5 protein-coding genes are annotated in these 3,631 nt (G+C 54.8%); 3 read left to right on the forward strand and 2 right to left on the reverse strand.

From position 1 onward, the window contains the following. Window positions 1-464: 464 nt before the first annotated feature. Together V6C07_RS00895 and V6C07_RS00900 are read left to right on the forward strand one after the other, a co-directional pair. Window positions 465-1,301: a DMT family transporter gene (locus tag V6C07_RS00895; RefSeq protein ID WP_333534515.1), complete on the forward strand. Its 837-nt coding sequence runs from the start codon at window positions 465-467 to the stop codon at window positions 1,299-1,301. 243 nt (window positions 1,302-1,544) lie between these two features. Next, window positions 1,545-1,832, forward strand: a complete 288-nt coding sequence (locus tag V6C07_RS00900; RefSeq protein WP_333534516.1) for a hypothetical protein — start codon at window positions 1,545-1,547, stop codon at window positions 1,830-1,832. 285 nt (window positions 1,833-2,117) lie between these two features. Here V6C07_RS00900 and V6C07_RS00905 read toward each other — a convergent pair whose 3' ends face one another. Together V6C07_RS00905 and V6C07_RS00910 are read right to left on the reverse strand one after the other, a co-directional pair. Then, the gene (locus V6C07_RS00905) at window positions 2,118-2,831 is read right to left on the reverse strand and encodes an LrgB family protein (protein ID WP_333534517.1); all 714 of its coding nucleotides are present in this window, start codon (window positions 2,829-2,831) and stop codon (window positions 2,118-2,120) included. Continuing rightward, window positions 2,816-3,205 carry a CidA/LrgA family protein gene (locus tag V6C07_RS00910; RefSeq protein ID WP_333534520.1) on the reverse strand — a complete coding sequence of 130 codons (390 nt, stop codon included), beginning with the start codon at window positions 3,203-3,205 and terminating at the stop codon, window positions 2,816-2,818. Before V6C07_RS00910 ends, V6C07_RS00905 begins: the two co-directional genes overlap by 16 nt. Window positions 3,206-3,336: 131 nt before the next feature. On the opposite strand from V6C07_RS00910, the gene V6C07_RS00915 reads away from it, so the two are divergent. Beyond that, on the forward strand, window positions 3,337-3,631 hold a 295-nt coding region (locus tag V6C07_RS00915), incomplete at its 3' end, for a LysR family transcriptional regulator (RefSeq protein ID WP_333534522.1).

Raw genomic sequence — 3,631 nt, forward strand, 5'->3', positions numbered from 1 at the left:
GTGGCGCCGTCGGCAACCATCTTTTTGACGGTGTCAGGAGTCGCGGACACGCGGCGTTCGCCGTGCATGATTTCCTTCGGCACACCGATAGTCATACCCTGAAACTTCATTGTAAGGCTCCTTGAAGGTTAATGGTGCTCCACGAAAAATTTTGATCGACAAAATAAAATCAGCACTTGGCAGGCGCTGCCGTAAGAAAAGCAAGACATATGCCAAGACCACACGTTAAAATATTTCTTTTTATTTCAGATTATTGAAAATATTTCATTTCAGCTTCGGCCCTTTTTCAACCTCCAGGGGATGCACTACAGCATCATTTTGAGAAAAATATCTCAAGATGAACCGAAACTGATTTAAACCACTTCTGCAAAAGTGCGGCTGTAAAATGCCCAAGCGCAAACCGCTGGCAAGAACCCGGAATAAGGGTTTGCCAAAGCACGACAATGGGCGTAGTGAAATTTTTCATGCCAGCGTATATTGTTATTACTGTCCTCTTTGCCGCCCTGTTGCACGCTCTGTGGAACATCATCGTCAAGGGCGGAGAAAACAAACTCTTCGAAACCGGCCTTAACGCCCTTGGCGCAGGCATTGGCGCGGCATGCATTGTTCCCTTTCTTCCCCTTCTTGACCCTGCCTGCCTGCCCTATCTCGGCATGTCCTGCATTTGCCACTTCACCTACTATATCTGCATTGCTGAGGCGTACAAGAAGGTAGACCTTACTTTTGCTTACACCATCATGCGCGGCAGCGCCCCGCTGCTTACATCGCTGGCCATGCTTTTTTTTGGAGAATCACTGAGCCTCGGCGCATGGTGCGGCGTGCTTACGTTGTGCTGCGGCGTTTTCTGCCTTGCAAGGGACAACGCGCAGCGCGGCGCAGGCAGGAATGCCGTGTTCATTTCACTGCGCACCTCTTTTGTCATTATGGGCTACACCCTGGCCGACGGCCTGGGCGCGCAGCACAGCGGCAATGCCATAAGCTATGCCTGCTGGATTTTTGTGCTCAACATCGTGCCGCTGCACGTCTTCATACTGCGGCGGCACGGCATGACCTACCTGCGCTATGTGCAAAAAAGGGCTGCCATCGGGCTTTTTGGCGGGCTGGCGGGGCTGGGTTCCTACGGCATAGCCATATGGGCCATGACCTTGGCCCCCATTGCCATGGTGGCTGCCCTGCGTGAAACTTCGGTGATTTTCGGCATGCTGCTGGCCGTGATTCTGCTGCATGAAAAATTTACGATCTGGCGGGGAATTGCCGTAATACTGGTCGCGTGCGGGGCCATGCTCTTGAAGCTGGCCTGACCCGCAAAGGCCGCCCCTTGCGGCAGCTGGGCCGACGGCAGTAACTGCTGCGATTGCCGCAACTGCGCCAGATGCAGCAACTGCCCAAACGGCTCAACTGCGCCAAAGCCAGAGACCCGCCCGGTATTACCGGGCGGGTCTCTGGGGTTTGCACAACAGGGCAAGCTTTGACGAGCATTGGCGTCAGGCGGGCTTTCTGGGTGCGCCCGCCTGACGCCTCGGGGGTTGTCACAGGAGGAGGGTGTGGACAATCCAATCCGCGGTCAACCTCTGCCTGGAAGGCTGGCCGGCTACGCCATTAGTGGGAGCACTCTACTAATGGCAAGAGCCGTGCCAGACATTATTATTTATACAACATATTATATTTATTTATTATTTATAAAAACACACTCTGGCGACCCTGACGAAATATGCGGCAATTTTACCCACCGAAACAGCTTGCCGAGTAAATTTTACTCACCCGGTACAGATGCCACCCTGCGCGCCTTGTGTAAGCCGTTTCTGGTAAGAACAGCGCTGTCTGCGGGCTGAAATCTTCCACCAAGCTTACGCCCAAGTTACCAGGCGATACCCCGTGCCTCGAGCAAGCTGAAGGCCAGCCGGGTCCAAGCCATAGCCTCGTCCGGGCCTGACCCAGACCCGAGCCAGGCGACAATCCAGTCTTGCCCTTAGAGCAGATTAACTTTGAAAATATACATTTTCAAAGTTTAAAACACGCTCGCTTCGGCGTTTAACCGCGCAAATAAATTGCGCTTACGCCTTCGCGGCGGGCGTCTGCTCGCGCAGTCGCCAGAGCAATTTCAAAGTGAAATTGCTCTAGCCCACGGCAGGAAAACGCAGCACCATCCAGACCACCACGGGAGCGATGGCCGCGGTGATAATGCCCGCCAGAATAAGCGCCAGTCCGGCCATGGCGCCCTGCTCCTCACCTTCCTGCAAAGCTGCCGCCGTCCCCTGCGCGTGAGACACCGTGCCGAGCGACAGGCCACGGGCAAACGGATCCTTCACGCCCGCAAGATTCAGCGTCCAGCCGCCCATGAGGGAACCAAGGGTTCCCGTGGCTACCACAAAGGCTGCCGCAAGAGAGGGTATGCCCCCGTAAAGTCCTGCAATCTCGATGGCAAAGGGGATGGAAACGCTCTTGGGTATGATGGAAATAACCACTTCCTGGGGCAGGCCGCCAAGCCGGGCTATCAGGCCCGCAGAAAACATGGCCACAAAGGTCCCTGCGCACACGCTGCCCAGAATGGCGAGAACATAGCGCAAAAGTACCTGCCTGTAGCGATACAGGGGCAAGGCCAGAGCCACGGTGGCAGGGCCGATGAACACGGTCATGATTTTCGCGGCGGGTTCATATACGGCATAGGAGATATCACAGACCACAAGAACCGTGATGATGATCGCCGCCCCAAGAGCCACGATATTGATCAGGGGGTGCTTGTAGCGCAGGTACAGGGCGCGCACCGCCATGTAGGCCAGCAGCGTGCCGAGGATGCAGAGAACCGTGCTTATGCTTACATAGGACTGCATGATTCTTCCTCCTTACGGCGGGTACGGCGGCGCAGGGCTCTGCCCAAAAGCCCCACTGCCAGCAGGGGCAAAATGGCCCCGATAACAACGGCTGCCAGCAAAATCCAGCCATAATCATAAAAAACGCCGCCCCACTGCATCAGGCCCACAGCCACGGGCACAAAGAAAAAAACCATATGCTTGAGCAAAAAATTGGCTGCCGTGCTTATGTGCTCCTCTTTAACCACACCAGTGAGCAAAAGAAGAAAAAGCACTATAATGCCAAGCACGTTTCCGGGCATGGGCAGGCCCGTAAAGCCCACCAGCCAGTTGGATGCCAAAAAAAGGGCCATCAGAAAGGCCATCTGCCACAAAAACTTCCATGTCTCTTTCATTCCCATACCACCACATTTGGGCCGCCGCGCGAACAATTTCGGCACTTGCCATTTGCCGGGGACTATATAATGGTGAAAACGTTCATGACAACTGAATAAAAATAACAAGCATATTCAATTTTGGTGAACATATGGAAATGACCGATCTGCGCACGCTCGTGAGCGTGATGGAAACAGGCAGCATCACGGCTGCGGCCAAGGCCCTGAATCGCGTTCCTTCGGGCGTGACCATGCGCATTCTTCAGTTGGAAGAAAGCCTGGGAGTACAGCTTTTTTTGCGCGAAAAAAAACGTCTTTACCCCACAGACAAGGCGCATACCCTGCATCAATACGCTCTCAGGATACTGGCCCTCACCGAAGAAGCCGAAAGCCGCGTGCGGGGCATGGCCCCGGGCGGCAAGTTCCGCATCGGCGCGCTGGAAAGCG

This window comes from Desulfovibrio sp. 1214_IL3152 (genome assembly GCF_036763055.1).
GTDB lineage: Bacteria > Desulfobacterota > Desulfovibrionia > Desulfovibrionales > Desulfovibrionaceae > Desulfovibrio.